Source organism: Flavobacterium piscisymbiosum, assembly GCF_020905295.1.
Lineage (GTDB): Bacteria > Bacteroidota > Bacteroidia > Flavobacteriales > Flavobacteriaceae > Flavobacterium > Flavobacterium piscisymbiosum.
The window spans coordinates 3,628,198-3,651,928 of record NZ_JAJJMM010000001.1 but is presented as its reverse complement, the minus strand read 5'-3'; the positions used below and the strand labels follow the sequence as shown (position 1 = coordinate 3,651,928).

The 23,731-nt window shown below is 34.2% G+C and carries 18 protein-coding genes; 3 read left to right on the top strand and 15 right to left on the bottom strand.

Features of this window, described 5'->3' with window-relative positions; all coding sequences use genetic code 11:
• Positions 1–691 precede the first annotated feature (691 nt).
• The 3 genes from LNP81_RS15920 to susR form a co-directional block, all read right to left on the bottom strand.
• On the bottom strand, positions 692–1,825 hold the full coding sequence (locus LNP81_RS15920) for an acyltransferase family protein (RefSeq protein ID WP_230037478.1): 1,134 nt from the start codon (positions 1,823–1,825) through the stop codon (positions 692–694).
• 334 nt (positions 1,826–2,159) lie between these two features.
• Entirely contained in the window at positions 2,160–4,376 is a 2,217-nt protein-coding gene (locus tag LNP81_RS15915) for a glycoside hydrolase family 3 C-terminal domain-containing protein (RefSeq protein ID WP_230037475.1), read from the bottom strand.
• Positions 4,377–4,588: 212 nt separating this feature from the next.
• Positions 4,589–6,232 (bottom strand): SusR family glycan utilization regulator, encoded by a 1,644-nt coding sequence (gene susR / locus LNP81_RS15910; RefSeq protein WP_230037473.1) that lies wholly within the window; start codon positions 6,230–6,232, stop codon positions 4,589–4,591.
• Between the two features lie 190 nt (positions 6,233–6,422).
• Between susR and LNP81_RS15905 the strand changes: the two genes are divergently transcribed.
• The gene (locus tag LNP81_RS15905) at positions 6,423–6,773 is read left to right on the top strand and encodes a 5-carboxymethyl-2-hydroxymuconate Delta-isomerase (RefSeq protein WP_230037471.1); all 351 of its coding nucleotides are present in this window, start codon (positions 6,423–6,425) and stop codon (positions 6,771–6,773) included.
• A gap of 366 nt (positions 6,774–7,139) precedes the next feature.
• Here LNP81_RS15905 and LNP81_RS15900 read toward each other — a convergent pair whose 3' ends face one another.
• Together LNP81_RS15900 and LNP81_RS15895 are read right to left on the bottom strand one after the other, a co-directional pair.
• On the bottom strand, positions 7,140–9,401 hold the full coding sequence (locus LNP81_RS15900; protein WP_230037469.1) for an acyl-CoA dehydrogenase family protein: 2,262 nt from the start codon (positions 9,399–9,401) through the stop codon (positions 7,140–7,142).
• Between the two features lie 406 nt (positions 9,402–9,807).
• Positions 9,808–10,731 carry an EamA family transporter gene (locus LNP81_RS15895; RefSeq protein ID WP_230037467.1) on the bottom strand — a complete coding sequence of 308 codons (924 nt, stop codon included), beginning with the start codon at positions 10,729–10,731 and terminating at the stop codon, positions 9,808–9,810.
• A gap of 102 nt (positions 10,732–10,833) precedes the next feature.
• Between LNP81_RS15895 and LNP81_RS15890 the strand changes: the two genes are divergently transcribed.
• Entirely contained in the window at positions 10,834–12,252 is a 1,419-nt protein-coding gene (locus LNP81_RS15890; RefSeq protein ID WP_230037465.1) for an aminotransferase-like domain-containing protein, read from the top strand.
• 350 nt (positions 12,253–12,602) lie between these two features.
• Here LNP81_RS15890 and LNP81_RS15885 read toward each other — a convergent pair whose 3' ends face one another.
• From LNP81_RS15885 to aspA, 7 genes are all read right to left on the bottom strand, one after another.
• A complete protein-coding gene (locus LNP81_RS15885; protein ID WP_230037463.1) occupies positions 12,603–13,550 on the bottom strand; it encodes a bestrophin family protein in 948 nt (315 codons plus the stop codon).
• A gap of 50 nt (positions 13,551–13,600) precedes the next feature.
• On the bottom strand, positions 13,601–14,323 hold the full coding sequence (locus tag LNP81_RS15880) for an adenine nucleotide alpha hydrolase family protein (protein WP_230037461.1): 723 nt from the start codon (positions 14,321–14,323) through the stop codon (positions 13,601–13,603).
• A 77-nt stretch (positions 14,324–14,400) separates the two neighbouring features.
• On the bottom strand, positions 14,401–15,804 hold the full coding sequence (locus LNP81_RS15875) for a sensor histidine kinase (RefSeq protein ID WP_230037459.1): 1,404 nt from the start codon (positions 15,802–15,804) through the stop codon (positions 14,401–14,403).
• A 1-nt stretch (position 15,805) separates the two neighbouring features.
• Entirely contained in the window at positions 15,806–16,480 is a 675-nt protein-coding gene (locus LNP81_RS15870; protein WP_065449644.1) for a response regulator transcription factor, read from the bottom strand.
• Between the two features lie 169 nt (positions 16,481–16,649).
• Positions 16,650–17,270, bottom strand: coding sequence for an outer membrane beta-barrel protein (locus tag LNP81_RS15865; RefSeq protein ID WP_230037457.1), 621 nt, complete (start codon positions 17,268–17,270; stop codon positions 16,650–16,652).
• A 126-nt stretch (positions 17,271–17,396) separates the two neighbouring features.
• Complete coding sequence (locus LNP81_RS15860; RefSeq protein ID WP_230037455.1) at positions 17,397–18,662, bottom strand: BamA/TamA family outer membrane protein; 1,266 nt, start codon at positions 18,660–18,662, stop codon at positions 17,397–17,399.
• A gap of 161 nt (positions 18,663–18,823) precedes the next feature.
• A complete protein-coding gene (aspA, locus tag LNP81_RS15855; protein ID WP_230037453.1) occupies positions 18,824–20,233 on the bottom strand; it encodes an aspartate ammonia-lyase in 1,410 nt (469 codons plus the stop codon).
• Positions 20,234–20,564: 331 nt separating this feature from the next.
• Here aspA and LNP81_RS15850 point away from each other — a divergent pair, with 331 nt between their 5' ends.
• Positions 20,565–21,143, top strand: coding sequence for a pentapeptide repeat-containing protein (locus LNP81_RS15850; protein WP_230037451.1), 579 nt, complete (start codon positions 20,565–20,567; stop codon positions 21,141–21,143).
• Positions 21,144–21,278: 135 nt separating this feature from the next.
• Here the strand turns inward: LNP81_RS15850 and LNP81_RS15845 are convergent, their stop codons facing one another.
• The 3 genes from LNP81_RS15845 to LNP81_RS15835 all read right to left on the bottom strand — a co-directional run bounded on the left by LNP81_RS15845 (position 21,279) and on the right by LNP81_RS15835 (position 23,710).
• A complete protein-coding gene (locus tag LNP81_RS15845) occupies positions 21,279–21,776 on the bottom strand; it encodes a GNAT family N-acetyltransferase (protein WP_230037448.1) in 498 nt (165 codons plus the stop codon).
• Between the two features lie 22 nt (positions 21,777–21,798).
• A complete protein-coding gene (locus LNP81_RS15840) occupies positions 21,799–22,839 on the bottom strand; it encodes a GMP reductase (RefSeq protein ID WP_230037446.1) in 1,041 nt (346 codons plus the stop codon).
• A 277-nt stretch (positions 22,840–23,116) separates the two neighbouring features.
• Positions 23,117–23,710: a MiaE family protein gene (locus LNP81_RS15835; protein WP_007810758.1), complete on the bottom strand. Its 594-nt coding sequence runs from the start codon at positions 23,708–23,710 to the stop codon at positions 23,117–23,119.
• Positions 23,711–23,731 lie beyond the last annotated feature (21 nt).

Genomic DNA, 23,731 nt, shown 5'->3' with positions numbered 1-23,731 from the left:
CTTAAAATCTGTGGCAAAAGAAATGTTCTAAATCTCTAAGTTTTGTTTTTCTTCTTTGTCGATATACTTTGCGTAGATGCACTGCTGTGCATCTCTACAATTATACAAATTTAAAATGATGCGTTTCTATAAATACAAAAGTTTACCAATCTTTTCGGCATCTATATCGTAGAGGCGCACTGCTGTTCGTCTACACAATGTATTTAAAATTAAATTGCCCACAGATAAAACGGATTTTACTGATTTACACGGATTCAAAATTATTTTATGCTGTGGCAAAAAAAGTACTCTGAATCTCTAAGTTTTGTTTTTTTCTTTGTCGATATACTTTGCGTAGATGCACTGCTGTGCATCTCTACAATTATGCTTATGTACAATTATACGTTCTAAATTGGCATTTTACAATTGTTTGCTTTTTTTACTTATTTATTTCTACATGAAATTATAAATACAAAAAGTATAAAGATTGAAATCACCAAATTTCCCTTTGAACCTTTATTGCTTTGAACCTTTGTCCTTTTCAGAAAAAAAACAAAGGGATGAAAACATGAAATTTCATCCCTTTTTTGAATATCTATAACTAACAAAATTAAGAAATTCAATATCTTTATTAAGATTCAAAGGCTCAGAGGTTCATAGTAGCAAAGTTTTTCCCTTTGTCCCTCTGAACCTTTGCCTCTTTGTCCCTCTCTTAAGAAATTTTTCTTTTTTGAAATTTATTCTGAAGCCAATTGCGTACAGGCTCATCGTAAAATTTCAAACATAAATAAGCTATTGTAATACTGGCCACTAAAACTCCTATTCCTATCATATAACCGTCTTTTATAGAAACTTTATTATCGATTACCCAAGCTGTGTACCAATAAATTAGCGGATAATGTATAATATAAATTGGATATGAAATATCTCCTAAAGCTTTGCATATTTTAACCGAAAGTGCATTTTTGATCTCTCCTCCTGCTCCAATAGCAACAATTAATGGGAAGAAAAGAATAATAACAACTGATTCGTATAAACCATTCATCCATAAAGTGTTTTCATCGCCAATTCTTGGAATCGAAAAAATAACTACAATTAGAATACTGCAAATCCAGAAAGCGCCTTTTAAGTGGATTAGTTTTCCTAATCTTGAAAGTAAAACTCCGGCAAAAAACGGATATAATAATCGCGTGAAACCCACATTCATTTGTTGCAGGTTTAGAGACCAACCGCCAATAACATCTCCATTTGGTCCAAAAACTGTATAATTTACGAGCATTGCTGCGAATATAAAAACAAAGATTGCTAATACTTTGTTCGAAAACTTACGAAACAATACAGCGTATAAAATATTGGCAATATATTCGAAAAATAGTGACCATGCAGGTCCATTAAGCGGATGCATTTCGCCCCAGCCTCTAATTTCTAATGATGGCGGAATTGGAAGTAATGTAAACCCTATTACCATTGTTAGAATCACTTTCCAAGCTTCCATTCCTGCAATTAAAGGAAAAAGATTGGATGCCTGAAAATAGTAAAAAATCGCTCCAATGATCATTCCCATAATAACCATGGGCTGTAAACGAATTAAGCGTCGTTTATAAAACTCCCACTGAGTCAATTTCCCCCAACGATCGTCGTACGCATAAGCTACTACAAATCCTGATAAAAGGAAAAAGAAATCAACCGCCAGATAACCGTGATTGATAATTTGGTTAAATCGGCTGCCCCCGTTATGGGCTTCCAGAATATGAAAAATCACTACTAAAATCGCAGCGACTCCTCGAAGTCCGTCCAGAATTTCATAATGTTTTTTAGGTTTAATATCAATAGAAGGTGAACTCATAAAAATATTTTTTGATGGTTAAAGGTTAGTTTTTATTTTTTGGTGTGAGCTAAAATAAGATTTTTTCTAAACAGTCATAGTTTTCTTTAAATAGATAACCGAAAAGTTCCCAAAGTTTTTCGCAGAGCAAACAAAGAAGAGTTTAACTCCACAATACATATTAAACACAATACTTAATTTCCTTACGAATAAAATTTTCAAGTACAGCAAACACAAAGCTTAATTTCCTTAATATCTTAATGGTAAATTTTTAAATGGTAAAATCATTTTAAAAGTAAAGCTGCAAATTTTTACACTTGCAGCTTTACAACCAACCAATTTAGAAATAATGAAATTATTGAAGTGAGAATCCCACTTTTGATTTTATATCTGTCGAAGATGCTCCAACGATTGCTTCAAAAGCTCCCGGTTCAGCAACCCAGTCGTGTTTTTTATCATCAAAAAAGCTTAAAGCTGTTTTATCTACTGTAAAAGTTACTGTTTTTTCTTCTCCCGCTTTAAGCGAAATTTTCTCAAATCCTTTTAATTCTTTAATCGGACGTGGTAATGAAGATTTTAAATCGCTGATATAAAGCTGAACAACCTCAGACCCTTCTCTTGATCCTGTGTTTTTTACATTAACAGAGAATGTAATTTTATCGCTGCTTGACATTTGTTTTTTATCTGCCGTTACTTTTCCGTAAGCAAAAGTTGTATAGCTTAAACCGTGACCAAAAGAGAATAATGGTTTTGCTTTTTGCTTGTCGGCCCAACGGTAACCTACAAAAATTCCTTCGTTATATTTTACCTCATCTCCACCAGGAAATTCTCCTAAAGCATGAGCTCCGTTATCAGCTAATTTTACTGGGAAAGTAAAAGATAATTTTCCTGAAGGGTTTACATCTCCAACCAAAACATTAGCCAAAGCATTTCCTGCTTCTGTACCTAAAAACCATCCTTGTACAATTCCCGGAACTTCTTTTACCCACGGCATTGCCACAGCGTTTCCTGAAATATTTACAAAAACCACATTTTTATTTACTTTAACCAATTCGGTAATTAATTTATCCTGACCGTATGGCAAGCCCAATTCTTTACGATCATGTCCTTCTGCATCCTGATTATCACTTTTGTTTAATCCTCCAATAAAAAGAACAACATCCGCATCTTTAGCAACTTTAAGAGCCTCGGCAGTCAATTCTGCAGGAGAACGTTTGTCCTCTAAACTTACTTTTGCTACTACTCCGTTATATTCACTTTTTGGATCTCCTACATAACCACGGGCATAAACGATTTCTGCCTGGTTACCAATTCTTTTCTTTAATCCTTCAAGAGGTGTAATTTCGTATCTTGCTTTAAGCGAAGAACTTCCTCCACCTACAGTCATCATTTTGATCGCATTTTCACCAATAACAACGATTTTCTTAGTTTTAGAAAGGTTGATTGGTAAAATATTATTGTTGTTTTGAAGCAATACAATTCCTTCTTCGGCAATTTTGCGGCCTGCGTCTGCGTGTTCTTGTGTTCCAAAAGATCCAAACGGACGGTTTCTATCCATTGTAGTTAAGAAAGATAAACGTAAAATACGACGTACTTTTTCGTCTAATTCTTTAGTTCCAACTTCACCTTTTCTAATCATTTCAGAATATGGTTTTGCCAGATAATAATTATCATACGCATTGCTGGTTCCCCATGAAAGTCCATTAGTCCATGAACCAAATTCCATATCAAGACCATTAAAGATAGATTGTTTTGTATCGCTAACGCCACCCCAATCTGAAACTACAACACCTTTGAAACCCCATTCTCCGCGAAGAATATCATTTAATAAAAATTCATTATGACAACATTGCTGTCCTTTGTATCTGTTGTATGAACCCATAATTGCCCAGGCATCACCTTCCTGAACTGCAGCTTTAAAAGCAGGTAAATAGATTTCGTATAAAGCACGATCATCAACGATTACGTTTACTGAGTTACGTTTTGTTTCCTGATTGTTTAAGGCAAAATGTTTTACACAGGCAGCCACTCCGTTTGCTTGTACACCTTTTATATAAGGAACAACCATCTTGGCAGCAAGAAAAGGATCTTCTCCCATATATTCGAAGTTACGACCGTTTAATGGTGTTCTGTAGATATTTACTCCAGGTCCTAACAATACATTTTTATTACGGTAGCGCGCTTCTTCCCCAATTGATTTACCATATAAAGAAGATAACTCTTTGTTCCAGGTTGCAGAAAGTGCTGTAAGAGCCGGAAATGCAATACAAGAATCATTTGTCCAGCCTGCCTGATCCCATTCGTCCCATTTTACTTCGGTACGAATTCCGTGTGGCCCGTCAGTCATCCAGTTTTCCGGAATCCCTAAACGTGGTACACCCGGTGAACTGAATTTGGATTGCGCATGAATCATGGCAATTTTTTCTGCTGTGGTCATTCTTTTAAGAGCATCTTCTACACGCTCATTAATTGGCTTTTTATCATCTAGATAAACCGGAACTTTACTCTGTGCATTTACACCGATAGAGCTCAACAAAAGTAAAACAACAATTGTTTTAACGTTTTTAAACATAACTATTAATTTATTAAAGCATTTAATGGATAATATAAAAGGCAGCAATAAGGTCATTATTACCTTTTAATAATATTGTAAAGCTAAAACGTTATAGTTCGTTTTTAATTTTTAAACGAAAAAAAGTAGTGAAACAGAAAAATAATCTACTGAATTACAAAGACTTGTACAAAAATACCCCCTAAAAAAAGTAGTGGTTTTAAAATAAATAATTACACTTTCAATGAAATTAAACCAATTTTCATGACCATTTCTTCAAAATCATTTCGCGAAACTGCGGCTTTATTTCGAGCTCGGGTGCGATAATTATAAATTGTGCTTAAAGAGTAACGAAGGAACGCTGCAATTTTTACACTGTCGGTAATTCCTAAACGGATTAAAGCAAAAATACGAAGTTCAGTATTTAGCAATTCTCCTTGTTTTAAAACTATTTGCTCTTCCTTAATCAAAAGTGCGTTGAAATCTTTCACGAAAGTGGGATATAAATTCAGGAATATAATGTCGAAATTCTTGTACAATTCCTCGAGTTCGTTATCGACCAAGGTTGTTGATTTAAGCATTTTATAAATCTCATCAAACTGTTTTGCCGTTGCTTTTTTGTTTAGAATAATGCGGTAATTTTCTAATTTATTGATGTAAGTCGAGCACAAACTAAAGAAATGTGCAATGTATTCCTCTTTAATATGATTCGATTCTGACAACTGTGCGTTACGTTCCTGCAGTTGATTGTTGGTTTCTGTAATATCTTTATTTAATTCGGCTAATTTTTGACTGGTTTCATAAAGTTCTCCGCGTATTCTGGACACTTTTTTCATTTGTTTGTAAACATAAATAACAGCTACGATCAAAAATGCCGAAAGTAAACTGATGCATAACAAATACAGCTGCAACTCTGTTTTTCTTTTGGCTTCTTTTTCTAAATAAACGGTATTGATAATCGAATAAACTTCTGACATTAAAAGCGTACGAAACTGAACATTGCAATAAAGCGCATCTTCAATAGCCGATTGTGTTAATTTGTATGCCATATCGACATCGCCTATTTCATAAAAAACCAAGGCCAGTTCCTGAAGTGATGCATTGTCTTTATTCGCATTTTTTAAATCTGAAGTAGATGATAATGCGTAGTATTTTTTTCTTGGTTCTAATTGATGTCTTGCCTCGTAAATACTGCCCAAAAGATAGGTAACCATCGCGTACTGAGAGTTATCTTCCTTGATATTATCAAATATTGCTAATAATTGCTTTTCGGCAATATCATAGTTTTTTTTTGACATCAATTGCTGAATTTTATTGATCTGATAATTTAGCGTATTAGGATCTAAAACAGCGACCAGAGAATCACGGTACTCGCGTATTTTCTGAATATATTTTATATCATAACTATTGGCCGCATAATGCTCAAAAAATTCACGATAAGCAATATAGTAGGTTTGAAGTAACGATTTTGAAAGTGTTTTTTTGTCAATGCTTTTTAAAATAGCTTCAGATTCGCGGTATTTTCCTGAGGAAGAATAAAGGGTAACCAACTGTAAATTTGCCAGATTCAGCAATTCATTATTTTGAAGTCCGGTAGCGATCTTGAGGTTCTTTTTGACATAAAAAATGGCCGAATCTGAGTTGAACTTTTGGTATTCTGTATATAAAGTTTTGTTGTAATTGTATTCTTGTTCCTGAGTTAAATCATCAGATTTGATTTTTTTAAAGTTCAGAATACGCTCTTCTTTAAGCCTGACATAGTGTGCTTTATTTTTTAAAGCATCATTGAGCTTTGCTAAAATAGTATTAGTGCTGTCTGATGAATAAACAGGACTGCCTACAAGAACGAATAAACAAAACAATAAATAATTTTTCAAAACAATTATGATATAATGAGACCTACAAATATAAGAAAGTGCAGGTACAAAAATGAATTATTTAGTAAGTCGAAAATTTTGACTTTTGTAACAGAAAATCAAGTGCAAAAGAAATTTGTTTGGTCTTTATATCATCAGGATTTTTGTAAATTTGGTTCAGGTCTAATGCTATAATCTAAAACCAACACAAATGCCTCATTTTATTATTGATTGCTCAGAAAATGTTATTCGGTTAAAATCTGCAGATGATATTATGCAGGACGTTTTTAATGCCGCATTATCAACCGGTCTTTTTGATGAGTCTGAGATTAAGGTGCGTATTAATCTGTATTCGTATTACAACAACGGAAATTCCTTAAAAGACTTTATTCACGTTTTTACCTATATTATGGAGGGCAGAAATACAGAACAAAAAGCGAATCTTTCGAAAGTAATTGTTTCTAAACTGAATAGAGTACTTCCTGAAGTTCCTGTGATTTCTATCAATATAAAAGATTTCGAAAAGGCTAGTTATTTCAATAAAACGATGTTAGAGCTATAATTTATTTTATTAATGATATAAAAATAATTATATCATTTTTCTCTTTGATTTATTTTTTTGCCACAGATTAAAAGGATTAGAAAGTTTTTTTTCTTATTTAAAAATCACATAACAGCTCTAATACAATGAGTAACCACAATCTTGTCATCCCGAGGAACGAGGGATCTCCGCAAGTAGCTCCTCTTGCAGAATCACCAATCTTTGTAGAGCTTCTTGTGGAGATCCCTCGTTAGGGATGACAAAAAAATGACTCCATAAACTTTGTCAAAGTTTAAAACTTTGACAAAGTTCCCACAAGATCTATTCTCTTTACTCTTTACTCTTTACTCTTTACTCTTTACTCTTTACTCTTTACTCTTTACTCTTTTATCGGACAGCAATTGGTGCTGCAAGACAACTCTCCGGAATATCAAAAGCATTGACCAATGAAACGGCATCCGGGCGAATATCCCAACACAATTGATTGACTATTTTACGAATTGCTTTGGTTTTTACAGCTTCCATATAACCGTCTTCAAGATACCAGCCTTTGTTTTTTTCTATTTGCGAAAGTGCGTATAACTGGTTCAGTTTTGTTAGTATTTCTTTTGTTTTAATGTCTTCTACTTCTTTTATAGCCAATTGAAATTGTTCTAAAACTACTCTTTCCAGATACGCCTGAGCGACATCGATCATTTGATGTTGCACAACATTAAAAGCATCATAAGGTTCTAAACCTCCATCGCCCAATTTTTTGATGCGTCGCGCTGCCGAAGCTAAAATTGTTTTTTCTCTGTGAATAAAAGCCTGTAAATGAAATTCAGGATCCAGTAAATGTTCATCATCTGTTCTTCTGGTAGCAATTGGATTTTTCTCTGTGAATGCCGTTTTTGCATTTTCATACACATAATTAATAATTCCCAAAGAACCCATTTCACCAAACGATTTTCTGAATTCAGACAAACGATTTTTAGCCACCAATTGCATCAAAACGGTATTATCACCTTCAAAAGTCGTGTATATTTCGGTATCATTTTTTAAGGCATCAATTCGGTTTTCAGACAAATATCCTTTTCCTCCAATAGCTTCGCGGCATTCCTGCAGAATATCTCTTGTACTCCAGGTAGAATAGGATTTCATTCCTGCTGCCAAAGCTTCGATTTCCTGCATTTCGGCTTCGGTTTTATTTAAAAAGCGATTGGTAAGATATTGCAAAGCAAAATGTACAGCATAAGTTTTCGCCAAAGGCGGAATTAATCTTCGCTGATGCATTCTGTAATTTAAAATCGGAACTTCAGATCCTCCTTCTGGTCCAAATTGTCGGCGTTGATCGCTGTAGCGAATGGCAATTGTTAATCCGGATTTGGCTGCAGCCAAAGCAGAACGCGGAATCCCGATTCGTCCTCCAACCAAAGTACCTAACATCGTAAAAAATCGTCTGTTGTCACTCGGGATTGGGCTTTCGAATTCCCCCTTATCATTTACAGAAGCAAATCGATCCAGCATATTTTCTTTCGGAATCACCACATTGTCAAAACTAATTGTTCCGTTATCTACTCCGTTTAATCCCATTTTATGTCCGCAATCGCCTATCGTAATTCCGTTTAAAGTATTTCCGTTGGTGTCTCTTAGCGGAACCACAAAAGCATTTACGCCATAATCATGACCATCGATAACTAGTTTAGCAAAAACAGTCGCCATTTGTCCGTGAACAGCTGCGTTGCCAATATATTCTTTTTGCGCATTTTTAGTGGGCGTATGAATCGTAAATGTTTGATCGTTATGATTGTAAGTGGCTGTGGTTTCCAGTCCTTTTACGTTTGATCCGTGATGAGTTTCGGTCATGGCAAAACACCCGGGAATTTTTAAAGTTCCAATATCTTTTAGGTATTTGGCATAATGTTTCTCTGTACCTAACGACTGAACGCTCATTCCCCACAATCCAAACTGAACTCCAAATTTAATTACCAGACTCAAATCGTGATAACTTAGCGTTTCCATAATCGCAAAATAATCGGCTATGTTTTCTCCTCCTCCATATTGCTTTGGATAAGCCATATTTCCGAGATTTTCATCAGCAAGGATTTTACACCAATTGTATACTGTTTGGCGGTATACATTGATATCTGTAGAAGTTTCATAAGCAAATTCAGGTCTCGAAATCACTGATTTTACTTTATTGATAATAGCCGCTTCTTTACCGTTTAAAATGTCCGTTATTTTCTGAATATCAAAATCGGCATTGGTTTGAGAATTGGCTGTAAAAGAACTTGCTTTTGTTTTAAAGTTTTGAAGCGCTTCTTCGCCCAGAATTCCGAGATCGTTCTCTAATTTTATAAAATCAGATTGCAATTTCGAAATATCTACATCTTTTTCTGAAAGCGCTACTGCAATATCAAAAATGGACTTTATATCTGATTTATTTTGGATGCTGTTTTCGATATCCAATTTCCATTGGGTGAGTTCATTTCGCGAAGGCGGATTTGAAATATCTAATCTTGATACTAATTGTTGTTTTTCTTCGGGCGAAAGCCAACTTAAGTCATTAATAAATTTCTGAATGGTGGTAAACTCTTTTTGAGTCAGTAAATCATCAGACCACACTAAATAAAATAACGGGATAAAGGCTTGGAGTTTGGTATTTTTCATATAAATAGTTGTTCAGTTTGTATCTTTTTTTTGCCACAGATTAAAGTTTTTCGCCACTCCCGATAGCTATCGGGATTCACGAATTTTTACTAATTAATTAGGCTCTTTACTGTCGATTATTACGGCGTAAAAAAGTTCACGCAGATTGAGCAGATTGAGCAGATTAAAAAAATCGCGAAAATTCGTGAAATTCGTGGCTATTTTTTTAGCACAGAAATTAATCCTTTTAATCGTATAATCTGTGGCATTCTTTTTCATACGTTTTATTACCACTCCCGATAGCTATCGGGAGTGGCGAAAAAATGTCGCATAAAAAAACAGGAATGAAAATAGTCATTCCTGTTTAAACATCCTGTTAAGATTCTGGTAATTTATATTTTAAACCAATAAAAAACACAAAAAAACCTCACGTTATTTTAGAATCTTTGGATATTGCGATAAACTTTTGCTTCATGGCAAAAATATGATGAGAATTGAAAACCAAAACAGCCAGAAAAACAATTCCGTAAGCTATAATCTGTATGAGTCCGAACTGTTCTTTATACAGAAACATAGCCAATAGAAAAGCAATCATTGGGTTAATATTTAAAAGCATCCCAACTGTTGAAGAATTTATTCCTGACAAAGCATAGAGATTAAGAAACAAAGGAAAAATCGTAAACAAAATCGCAATGGTTTCTATACAGAAATAAAACTTAAACTCCGTTGGAACCGGACCGCTGTATATAGGATAAAAAGGCAACAAGAACAACGCGGCCAAAGTAATATGAAATGTTAGAATTATAAATTTGTCGAAACCTTTATTGACTCTCTGACTTACAAGATAAGATGCATAAGTAGAACCTATAATGATGCTAAAAAACATATCCATAATATTGGCATACGATAAAAGTACACAACCGGAAATGCTCAAACCAACTGCGATCCATTGGGTTTTGCTGAGTTTTTCGTGCAAAATAAAATAAGCCAGTAAAGTGGTTAAAATTGGACAAACCAAATAAGCCAATGATGTTGCTTTTACGCTAACGTGGTTCATTACATAAATAAATGTAAACCAGTTGGCCATTAGAAACACGCTTCCGCCAATATTTAATAAAATGGTTTTGCGTTTCTCAAAAGTGGGCAACGATTTGAAGTTTTGAATTGCTTCTTTTATTCTTTTTCTTTTGAAAGTAAAAGCAATAATCAACATTAGAATACTACAGCTAAAAACGCGATAGAACAAAATATCCAGAGAAGCATAGTCGTGTATGGGTTTTAAAACCAGACTAAAAAATCCCCAGATTACAAAACAAGTAATGGCAGCTATGTAGTATTTTGTTGTTTTCACGAATGTTGTTTTTGTTTAGTTTTCTACTAAAACAAATTTCTAAAAAATAAAACAGCAATACAGATACAGTTTTTGTAAATTGCACCATAACAGTTTTTTTTTATGAAAAATCCAAATTACTTGTATCTTCAGTTTGCTGACCGAATCGAAAAACAAATAAAATCCGGTGTTTTGAATGTGGGTGACAAACTGCCATCGATACGTGAAGTCTGTGCCGAAACGGGTTACAGCATGAGCACGGTAAGTAAAGCATATTATGAAATCGAAAGCAGATCACTGATCGAGTCAAGACCGCAATCCGGTTATTATGTGAGTAATATTTCGGCCAGAACGATTCCTGAGCCTTCGCCAAGCAGTCCTATTTTAAAATGTGCCAATGTTGACCGGGAAGATTTGATCGATCAGGTGTATGGTAATATGACTGATCCTGATATCACGATGCTTTCTTTGGGTTTTCCGTCGAATGAATTGCTGCCTATTGCGAAATTAAATAAAGGAATGGTTCAGGCAATGCGACAACTTCCTAATAGCGGAACGAGTTATGAGCAAGTAAAAGGGAATCCGAATTTAAGAAGAGAAATTGCCAGATGGTCTTTTACCTGGGGAGGTTCACTGACCGAAGAGGATATTATTACAACGCCCGGCTGTACTAGCGCAATATCACATTGTTTAATGACTCTAACTCAACCCGGAGATACTATCATTACAGAAAGTCCCGCTTATTTTGGGATTCTCCAATTGGCAAAATCATTAGGATTGTACATCATGGAATTGCCAACCAACATGACAACAGGAATAGAACTGGAAGCGCTAAAAAAAGCACTTTCATCTAAAAAAGTAAAGCTTTGTTTGCTAATGAGTAATTTTAGTAATCCGTCAGGAAGTATGATGCCGGCTGAACATAAAATGGAAGTCGTTAGGTTGATGGAATTCTACAATATTCCGTTAATCGAAGATGATATTCACGGCGATTTGTACTTTGGCGCAAGCCGACCAACGAATTGTAAAACCTATGACGAAAGCGGTATTGTGCTTTGCTGCAGTTCGGTTTCTAAAACTCTGGCTCCAGGTTATCGCGTAGGCTGGGTTTCGCCGGGAAAATTTAAAAAAGAAATATTACGCAACAAAATTTACCATTCACTTTCCTCTCCTACTATTACGCATCAGGTTGTGGGAGATTTTCTAAAAAATGGCCGATACGAAAACCACCTTAGAAAAATACGTCAGATCCTAAATCATAACTGCAACAATTATATCAATACGGTTTTGGAATATTTTCCGAAAGGAACAAAAGTGAGTCAGCCGCAAGGGGGATTTTTTCTTTGGATAGAACTGGATAAAAGTGTTGATACTGCTGCTTTTTATCATTTGGCGATGCAACACAAGATTAGTATCGCGCCCGGAAGAATTTTCTCTTTTCAGGATCAATTTTCGAATTGTATGCGATTGAGTTTTGGATTGGTATGGACGAATGAATTAAGAGAATCTATACAAATTTTGGGTAGATTGCTTCATCGATGATGATAAACTCTGCGCAATCTTGCCATCCTGATGCAGGAAGGATCACACAAGAAACTCGACAATCTTTGTCATGGCACGCGGATGACACGGATTTGCTTCGCAAAAAAACGGATATTCGCGGATTTTTTGTTTGCCATCCGGAACGAAGAATCAAGAAGCGCGACAATCTTTGTCATGGCACGCGGATGACGCGGATTTGCTTTGCAAAAACACGGATCTACACAGATTTTTTGTTTGTCATCCGGAACGAAGTCCTGAAAAAAAAACATGAAAATATTTATAAAAAAAACCGGACAATGCTGTAAATAGCGTTGTCCGGCAACAAATTGAGAAACCAAAATCAATTTTAATTATAAAACAAAATAAGCGTTGTTTTCCGCTTTTTTAGGCTCAGGCTGAAGATGAAATTCATTGATAATATCAAATTCGCTTTGGTATTCATTCATCATCTGAGTGATATTTCTTTCGATAGTATTGGCAATAGTGGTTACAGGTGTATCTGTAGGCCTATTTTCAAATGGATCCTGCAAGTGAATTGCCATTCTTTCGATTAAAAAGAAAGCGGCTGCAATAGCTGTAATTAATGGAATTGCGAACCAGCTCAATACACTAATTAATCCAAAAGGCAATAGTAAAATAAACAAACACAATGTCAATCTGATGTACATACTGTAAGTCGTTGGAAAAATAGTGTTTTTAATTCTCTCACATTTACCCATTTCATCACATAATCTTGACAAAGTATTATCGATTTCTACCTGCTGATACATATTAATACGTTTGTCATTTTTAGCATTTCGAAGATCTCTCGCATGCAATAATAAAATGGCATTAGGTATGTTTTGATGATTTTTTACAAAACGTAATTCTTCGTCGCTTATCAAACCTTCAAGTGGTTTTAAGGCGTCTCTATTTCGTAAAGATTCTCCTAAACTATAACACCATGCAATTTGTCGCTTGGCAAAATTTTCTTTGAATTCATTTGCTTCTACAGAAAAATTAGGGTCTTTATAAAACGTCAGTACTTGTCTGATCAATGTTCTGGAATCATTTACAATTGCACCCCAAACGATTCGGGCTTCCCACCATCTGTCATAAGCCTGATTCGACTTAAAAGCCAATAATAGAGATATAATGGTTCCAATCATTGTTGGAATTGCAATTGGGATATCTACAGGAAGGTTGATAAAATAATTGTGAAAAACTTCAAAAACTATTGTATACGCCAGTACTAATGTAATTTCTACTTTAATTTTCCCGAGAACGTACTTCATTGGTATTCTTTTCTTTAATAACATATTTTCGGTTTTAAATTAAACTTATATTTTTTTTAGAGAGCAATTGAGTATTATGCCATTTCCTCATAAAGAGACAAAACCGGAAGTCCTAATCTCTCGTTCATATCTGCTTTTTTTGCTTTTTTGAATTTGATTTTTTCTCCTTTACGGGTTTCTACCAACAAATCGATATCGTATTTTGAAATCGCTTCGGATAAATAAGGAGCAAATTTTTCGTAGTTGTCGTCGAAATTGGCGGTCTGACTTACAATTTCAAATGAAAAGTTTTCATTCAAGAATTGCTGAACGTCCTTTACATGCATGTTTGCACGAGCGTTTTCGATATAAAGTGCTTTGTTGAAGTCTTCTTTGTATTGCTCTACTCCTAAATGCAATATTGGGCATTTTTGGTTTCCTGCTAATTGAATCAAATACTGATGAATTCGTTTTGTTTCTTGTTTATAGGACTGTGTAAGAATGACTAATTTTACAGAGAAAACATCAATAATACGTTTGAAGATTGGAGAAGAAAGACCGTACTGGTTTTGTACTTTTATTTTACAGTTTGGAGTATGCTCGATAATATAGCGACAAGTATCAAGCACTGTTTCCTGACTAGCTGTAAGTCCGGTACGCATTTCGCGCAAATAACCTGATGAAGAAAAAGTATCCGGGGCATCAGCAACCATCATTAAAATGATTTCGCAACCTGATGATTTTGCCTGACTTACTGCTGATTTTACAGCGCAAATAGTATCATCTTTTAAAGTCGTAGGTATAAGGAAATTTTTCATATGTATAATCTTTTAGTTTATACATACAAAATAACTCTCTCGAAATTAGAAGGGGCTTAATATAAAATTAGAACTTTCTAAGATTCAACATTAGAATTTTTAATGTTGTTCTTTTTGATTTTCGATTTATTAAAAACGATCGTTACAATAGTTCCTTTATTTTGTTCTGATTGTACTTGTATTTCACCATCGTGCATGCGAATGATTTTTGAGGCCAAAGGAAGCCCTAAACCATACCCTATATATTTGGTGGCAATTTTTCCTCTAAAGAATGGTTCGTACAAATGCGGAATATCTTCTGGCGGAATACCAATACCAATATCGTTGATAGCGATTTTAATCATTTCCTGATTTGCAGAAAGCGTAACAAAAACCTCATTATTATCTGAGTACTTTACACCATTGGTAACAATATTGTTTATTGCTAATTCTAAAAGTGGTTTGTTGCACGGAATTAGTAATAGATTAGAATCGTTTGGAGCAAAATTAAATTTCATACTCACACGATTATCAGGATAAATTTTATCTAAATCTGATTTTACATCCATCAACAATTCGTCGATTCTTGCAATATCCAGTACTTGTTTTTTACCGTCGTAACCCGTTTGAGTAAGTTTTAGCAGGCTTTCGGTAAGGTTTCCTAATTTTGAAGCCTGACTGTAGATATTTTCTAATGACTGAATATACTCGGGAACCTGACGTTCTTTAAGCAGCATGATTTCAGACTCGGCAATAATGGTGGTAATTGGCGTTTTTAATTCGTGCGAAGCATTGTTAATGAAATTGGCCTGAATCTCAAAAGAGGTTTCTAAACGATCCAGCATATCATTAAATGTCTCGGTAAGATCTGAGATTTCGTCTGAGTTTTTTACTTCGGGTAATCGGTTATGAAGATTAGAAGCACTAATTCTATTTACTTCTTTGGTAATTCTCGCTACGGGATTAATAACACGTTTTGCGAGAAAGCGCCCTAAGAAAAAAGCCAGAAATATAAATCCGATACCGCCAAAAAGCATGATTTTTACAATATAAATCGTCGTAGTAGGGCCTTTTTGATCCCTTGCTCCCACAATTACAATGTATCTTTGACTTCTTTCTGTAAAAACTTGTCCTAAATAGTATTTGTTATCTTTTTCGAAATAATCTTCTCCTGTTTTTAGAACATTAGTATAGAATTCATTGGGCAAATTTAAGTTCGTATTATAATCAAAACTGTTGGCGCTGTTTATTTTTAGAACAAATTCTTCTTCTTCTATAAGTTCTTCAAGTCCGTCTTTTTTGAGGTTTTTATAATACTTTATTTTTTCAGGATCGTTTTGAAAATGAATTGAAGCGACAATTTTGGCCCTGTCTTCTAATCGTTTTAAGAAATGATATCGATTATTTTCCTGAAACAAGACAAAGACAATAATACACAACAATAGTGTACTAAAGCTGGAAAGCGCTACATAAGTAAAAGTAATTTTTTTTCTTATATCCATTTTATGGTTTTATAACATAACCTAAACCTTTCATGGTATGAATAAGTTTGGTTGCAAAAGGTTTATCTATTTTTTTGCGCAGATAGGTAATATACACGTCTACAACATTTGTATTCATATCAAAATTAATATCCCAAACATTATCTAAGATTTGATCACGGGAAACAATCTGACCGCTATTTTTAGCTAAATAATAGAGTAATTTAAACTCTTTGGCCGTTAAAATGATGGATTCTCCTTCTCTTTTTACGGTTTTAGCACGGGCATTTATCTCTAAATCGCCTACTGTAATGCTGTCTATTCTTTCTGTTTCCTGATGCGCTCTTCTGTGTAATGCATTTACCCTTGCGTCAAGTTCCCCAAATTTAAAGGGCTTAACCAAATAATCATCGGCACCGGCATTAAGTCCGGTTACGATATTTTCTGAAGTTCCAAGAGCTGTTAAAAGCAAAACAGGTACAAAATTCTTGCTGGCACGCAGGCGTCTGCAAATTTCGATTCCGTTAATATCAGGTAACATTACGTCTAAGATTACAACATCAAAATTATAATTATGAAGCATTTCCAGGGCTGTTTTACCATCCATTGCTACACTAACTTCGTTGTTGTTTTCGGCAAATCCTTTACGTAAAATAGATAAAAGGTTTGGTTCGTCTTCGACTATTAATAATTTCATAAATAAGTGGTCTGAATAACAAAAATAGGGATTGAGTTTAAAAATATAAATCACAATAGTTATAAATTATGATTTAATTATGAACAATAGCTTTTAGTAACCACAAAAAAAGCATTCACCAGAAGTGAATGCTTTTATATTTTTTAAGAATGATTTACGGGGGTAAATACTAATTTTTAAAGTTAAAACTCAATACAGCGCCAAGTCCAAACTGGTAAGTAGAAACATAATCATCAACCGCAACTGGTCCGTACCAATATGTCCAATAATAACTCTCACCAACTGCTGCCGACATCGATTGTAAATAGGCATTAATATTTACAGAAACTACTGAAGCTGTTTTAATCTTTACTCCGGCTTTTAAATCCCAGGCAAAATAAGTTCCACTTCCCCCCTGAGGTGTTTCTACAATCCCAACTCCGGCTCCTGCCCCTAAATAAGGCAGTAAATTTGAGCCTGTATCAAAATAATGGGTAAAATCTGCTAAAATAAAATTAAAGGCTCCCTTGTCATTTCCAGCATTAATCTGGTTTCCTAGCGGGCCGTAAAAAGGTATTTTTAAATCTTGTCTTAAATACTTTACCTCAACTGAGTTATTTGTCGAAAAGAAATATTCAAATCCTGCACCGTATTGAAAACCATCGTCAATAGTGGCAGAATAACCATCATAATCAATCTTGTCCTGAAAATTGTAACCGCCATACAAATTAAGAGAAAAAGACCTTGCATCTTGTGCGTTCGCTCCTATCACCGACAGGAAAAGAACCAATAGTAAACCGTACTGTTTCATAATGTTTGTTTTTAGAAAGTTAATTGAATCTCAAATTTAAGTTTTTTCTTTCTAAAATTTAAATATTTTTTAAGATAAAATTCGTACATAAAAAACACAACTACCTAACAAACATTAAATTACAAATCAAAATGTTTCGCCGGCATTTAGATAAAATCCTTTAGAATTATTTCCCCAGGCATAGTCTACAATTAAATTGGTCCGTGTTTTTTTATCGATCAAAATACGCAAACCAAGACCTGCCGCGGGTTGAATGGACCTGAATAATGAAACATTATCATCGACATTGCTTGCTGTTACGAAGTTGGTAAAAACGGTACCGCTTATCATCTGGTCGCAAGTAATTGGAAATCTAAATTCTGTTGAAAGATAAACTAAACCATCTCCTCTAAATAGTCCTTGTGTATAACCTTCTCCGCTTCGGCTTCGCTGATCCCAGCCTATTGCAGGCAAATTCAGGTACGGAACTTTTCCTCTGGTTATAAATTGTCCGTAAGCCCAAAGTGCTAAAATGTATCTTTCGTTTTTGTTCGAAAGGGGTATAAAATGACGGTACTCTGCATATAAAACATTACTATATTCCTGATTATGAAACAAAACGGGATTAAAACGATAATTGATATTAGCAAACCATCCCCGAGTCGAATTTACCTGATTGTCTCTGGAATCGTATACTAAATTGAGGCTCATACCACTTAAAAAATATTCTAAATCATTAAACCCGTGTTTTTGGCTGTAATTATAATGATAGGTATATTTTCCGTTTTCTACATCAAGATCTTTGTCTTTGATACTGGAATACCAATCGAGATTTATTCCTCCGCCTACATAAAAGTTTTTACGAACTTCAAAAGAAACGGTTTGGTGAAACTTAAAATAATCATAGTCCATAGGCTGTGCAATAGAATCAATACTAAAATGGTTCTTCTTGCTGTGATGCGGAACTATATCTGTTCCTAAACCATAATTAGGCTGAGAAAAAATATACAAGCGATAATCTCCGCTCAAAAAAATCTTATTGTTATTGAGTAAGATATTATTCTTAACATTTACCAACCATTGTTTCTTTGTAGTATAGGTTATCCCCAGATTTGCAATCGAATATTTATCTGATTCAAGTTTTCCTTTGAAAGTATATTGCGCTACCGCACCAAAAAAAAATCCGGTTGCTGGCTGAGAACCTATTGCCGGAATAATAAGGAAAAAGTTATTTTTTGAAGGTTTTACCATAGCTGCAGAATCCTTCTTTTTAAAGATTTCTAAAATCGTTCTTGGAGGACATATTTCCGGATTAACATTTTCTGTTTGCGCTATTGAACTGAATGAAATAAAAAAGAGTAACCCTAAGATTTTATAATGATGAAAATAATTATTTTTTAAAAATTTTACCATCTGAAAGTTTTAATTTTTCGAAATAACATTCAATCCTCACGTAAATATACATCTTATTTTCAAGGTTTTATAATTCAACTTTAATAAAAAACAGCATTTTAGAACATAAAAAAAGCCGTCAATATAATTTGACGGCTCTATAAACTTATAAGTATTTTTTCTTATTTCGTGATAAATTTTGGATTGATCAGATTATCTAATGAGTAAATTTCATCCCATTTTTCCTGAGTGATTAGTTTTCTTTCGACCACCACAATGTCATGAACACTTTTGTTCATTTTTAAAGCTTCACCAGCGATACTGGCACTTACTTCGTAACCTAAAATTGGGTTTAATTGCGTTACAATCCCAATGCTGTTCATTACCATATTATAGCAATGATCTACATTTGCCGTAATCCCAATAATACATTTATCGATCAAAGTCTGAATGGCGTTTGATAAGTAATCTAAAGATGTAAACATAGCGAAAGCAATTACTGGCTCCATTACATTCAATTGCAATTGTCCTGCTTCAGCCGCCATGGTAACCGTTAAATCCTGACCAATTACATAAAAACAAGTCTGGTTTACTACTTCCGGAATTACCGGATTTACTTTTCCTGGCATAATAGAAGATCCTGGCTGACGTGCCGGTAAATTGATTTCGTTGAAACCAGTTCTTGGTCCTGAACTCAATAATCTTAAATCATTACAAATTTTAGAAATTTTAACCGCTGTTCTTTTTAATGTTCCCATAATCTGAACATAAGCGCCTGTATCAACAGTAGCTTCAATTAAATCCGGAGAAAGCGTTAAAGGAATTCCAACTTCTTTGGCCAAATAATTTACACAAATTTCAGGATATCCTTCTGGTGCGTTTACTCTTGTGCCAATTGCGGTTGCTCCCATATTGATTTCTAAAACCAAACTCTGAGCTTCTTTTAATCTGCGAACATCTTCGCCTATTGTAGTGGCATAGGATTTAAATTCTTGTCCTAAAGTCATCGGAACCGCATCTTGCAATTGGGTTCTTCCCATTTTAAGAACACTTTTAAATTCTTCTCCTTTTGCAGCAAAAGCAACTTCTAAGCCTTCTAATGTTTTAATAAAGCTTTCCATTTTCATGTAAAGCGCTATTCTAAATGCCGATGGATAAGCATCGTTTGTAGATTGAGAACAATTGACATGATTATTTGGATGCAGGAAGTTGTAATCTCCTTTTTTATGTCCCAGATATTCCAAACCAATATTGGCAATTACCTCATTTGCATTCATATTTACCGAAGTTCCTGCTCCTCCCTGAATCAAATCGCTTACAAATTCCTGATCGAATTTACCGGCAATAACCTGATCACTTCCGTAACAAATAGCTTCGGCAATTTTAGGATCAAGTGCTCCGCAATCTTTATTGGCTAAAGCTGCTGCTTTTTTTACATAACCTAAAGCTTTAATAAATAAAGGTTCTTTTGAAATTGGAATTCCTGTAATATTAAAATTCTCTACAGCCCTGAAAGTTTGGATACCATAATACAAATGATTCGGAATATCTAATTCTCCTAAAAAATCATGTTCTTTTCTTGTTGATCCCATATAATATAAGTGTTACGTTTTAACTTAAAAAATCACTGTAAAGCTACTGCGAAATACTATTATAATAAAATATTTAAAATTAAAAATTAATAATATTTTACAAAAATAAAGCCTCAAAATTAAACACTTATCATTTTAAGGCTTTAAAAATATCATATTCATAAAAAATGATTCAAATAAAAGATCTTAATTTCAATTAAAAACAATCCTAATCCGTTTATTTTCCTGAGAAAAATCACACTTTAAAACTAAAAAATTAATACCATTTTATACATAATTAATGCAACGTAATTATTATCTTTTCACTCTTAAATAATCATTAAAAATTACCTTGAAAAAAGAGTCTGAATATTTCCTTGATAAAGAATACGATACCATTACTTATGGTAGAGATGATGTAAATTTTAAGGATTTTGAATGTTGTGTTTTCAATAATTGTAATTTTTCGGCCTGTACTTTTCTAGCCGTTACTTTTATCGATTGTGTTTTTAACGATTGTATTTTTAGTGAAGCCAAAATCAATTATGTAGCTTTTAGAACGGCTACTTTTAACCGATGCGAAATCAAGGAAGTGAATTTTGCCATGTGCGACAAACTCATTTTTGAAGTTCATTTTTATGATTGTATTCTGGACTTTTCGAAGTTTTATACCTTAAAGATTAAAGGAACAACGTTTAACAATTGTAGTTTAATTGCCGTCGATTTTATGGCAACAGATCTTACCAGCGTTCTTTTTGATAATTGCGACTTATATCGTTCAGAATTTGACAAAGCCATCGCCAACAAAGCCGATTTTAAAACAAGTTATAACTATACTATTGATCCATCAAAAACCAAACTGAAGAAAGCTGTTTTTTCTTTGAAAGAAGTGAAAGGATTGCTGTTTAAGCATGATGTGATTGTGAGTTAAAACAATAATTCAACACTAATTTACTTCGTCTGTTCGCTATCGCTCGGGTCACTAATTACCACGAATTTTAACTCTGAGTTTAGTTTGTGGAATTATTTCACAAACTAATTCGTGGTAATTAGTGAAATTAGTGTTTTAAATCTTTTTCTCCATTACATAATCTTCCATCAAATAACCATTTCCGATTTCAATATTCACTTCTTCTTTAACTTCAAAACCTATTTTTTTGTAGAATCCCAAAGCTGTATTAAATCGGTTTACGTTTAATAATAAAGCAGTTGAATTATTTTCTGAAGCCAATTTTCCAATTTCGTCAATCACTTTTTTACCAATTCCTTTTCCCTGGGTTTCCGGCAAAAGATAGATTTTATGAATTTTGGTCAGGGCTTTTTCGTTGTAATGATGTTCGATTCCGATAAAACCTATATTAGTTTCATCTTCATCAATCATATAAAATAACTGTACTTTTTTATCGTATTGTTCGGTTAGAGCTTCAGTAGAATAAAAAAGCCCCAACATATACTCCAGTTGTTCTTTTGATAGAATTTCACCGTAGGTAATGGGCCAAGTAATATTTACTATATTCTGAATTTGCTTAATATCGTTTATTGTTGCTGCTGTAATCGTAATCATAATGCTATTTAAAATACTTTTATTATTTAGTAAAAACTTGATTTTCCTGTTCGCTTACGCGGATGAAAGTTGTGCGTTTTGTCAATTCTTTTAATCTCGATGCGCCTACATAGGTACAAGTACTTCGTAAACCGCCCAAAATATCCAAAACTGTATTGATGGCTTGTCCTTTATAAGGAACCTGAACTGTTTTTCCTTCGCTGGCTCTGTATTCTGCAACTCCGCCAACATATTTATCCATTGCTGTTGTAGAACTCATTCCGTAAAATTGTTTGAATTTTTCGCCGTTTATTTCGATTAGCTCTCCTCCGCTTTCAGCATGTCCTGCGAGCATTCCGCCCAACATAACAAAATCTGATCCTGCGCCAAAAGCTTTGGCTACATCTCCCGGAGTTTTACAACCGCCATCGCTTATAATGTGTCCGCCTAAACCATGCGCAGCATCGGCACATTCTATAATGGCTGAAAGTTGTGGATATCCAACGCCGGTTTTTACACGTGTAGTACAAACAGATCCAGGGCCAATTCCGACTTTTACGATATCGGCTCCAGCTAATAATAGTTCTTCAACCATTTCGCCTGTTACAACATTTCCGGCAATAATAACTTTATCAGGATATTGTTTTCGGGTTTGTTTTAAAAACTGAACAAAATGTTCTGAATAACCGTTTGCGACATCAATACAAATGAATTTCAGTAAAGGATTTGCAGTAATTATTTGACCAATTTTAGCAAAATCTTCCTTTCCGGTTCCGGTGCTAATAGCGATATAATCATAGAAATCCGGTGTAACATTTTTCAGGAAATCATTCCATTCTTCTAATGAATAATGTTTATGAATTGCTGTAAAAAGTTTTTCTTTCGCCAAAACCTGAGCCATTTCAAAAGTTCCTACCGTATCCATATTTGCCGCCATAATTGGAACTCCTGTCCAGTTTGTGGTGGAATGCAAAAATTTAAAATTTCGTTCTAAAGAAACTTCCGATCTGCTTTTTAGCGTTGATCTCTTTGGGCGAATCATTACATCCTTAAATCCTAATTTCAGATCGGTTTCTATTCTCATGAGTTTGAAGTTTTGGTTACTTTCAAATATAGGAATTTTAGATTTTAGATTGTTGATTTTAGACTTTAGATTATTGAAAACTTTATGGTTAATTTGGAACGAGGATGGCACACGGATGACGCGGATTCGCTAAAGCGAAGACGCGGATTAAAACGGATTTTTCATCTCCTTTATTTTTTTATTTCGCAGAGATTCACAAAATTTGCACAAAGATTCACAAAGTTTGCACACTAGTATTTTGGAATTTGGAATTTATAAAATTGGAATTTTAATAAATTTATCCATGAATCGTTTCGCCTTTTCCGTAATTAGAAATTATAGATTCTTCGTAGGCCAGCCATTCTCTCCAGCGTTTTTCAACGTCGATTCCAACTCCGTATTTACGGGCGTAGGTAATGAAAGTAGTGTAATGACCTGCTTCGCTTTCCATTAATTCTCTGTAGAAAACAGCCAATTCTTCGTCCTGAATATTTTCGGATAAAACTTTGAAACGTTCGCAGCTTCTGGCTTCGATCATGGCGGAGAATAATAATCTTTCTACAAGACCAGAAACACGGCTTCCGTCGCCGCTTTTCTTCATATATAAATACAATTCATTTACATAATCATCTTTGCGTTCGCGTCCTAGTTTTAATCCTCTTTTGATGATGATATTGTGAACCTGCTCAAAATGATCGATTTCTTCTTTGGCTAAAGCCAATAAATCTTTTACCAAATCCTGATGTTCAGAGTTATTGGTAATAATCGTTATCGCATTTGTTGCTGCTTTTTGCTCGCACCAAGCGTGATCTGTCAAGATTTCTTCAATATTTTTTTCTACAATATTTACCCATCTTGGATCTGTTGGTAATTGTAATCTTAGTACGCCCATTTCTAAAGTTATCAGTTAAAA